Below are 270 nucleotides of genomic sequence, written 5' to 3'. Positions count from 1 at the left end.
AATTTATGACGCTGAGTGAACAACATGAAATGATTAAAACCATTCTTGGTTTTTTACTAGAATTATATTCCTGTGAAATAGGTATAAATCTGATTCCAGTAGGTAGTGCTACTCGTCGCGCAAAAGAAAAGAATGCTTCCTTTGAACCTGATGAATCTTATTATATAGGAGAAAAAAAATCAAATCCAGATTTAGCAATTGAAATTAATATTACCAGTGGCAGTATTGATAAACTAGAAAAATACAAAAGATTTAATATTACCGAAGTTT

At 29.6% G+C, this 270-nt stretch carries 1 pseudogene; it reads left to right on the top strand.

The features are described 5' to 3' along the window. Positions 1 to 270: pseudogene (locus ACIR310F_RS27150) on the top strand (PDDEXK family nuclease); the annotation flags it as partial.

The sequence above is a fragment of the Dolichospermum circinale AWQC310F genome (assembly GCF_000426925.1).
Classification (GTDB): domain Bacteria; phylum Cyanobacteriota; class Cyanobacteriia; order Cyanobacteriales; family Nostocaceae; genus Dolichospermum; species Dolichospermum circinale.
The sequence above is the reverse complement of the archived record's forward strand: the minus strand, read 5'-3'. Positions and strand labels throughout refer to the sequence as shown.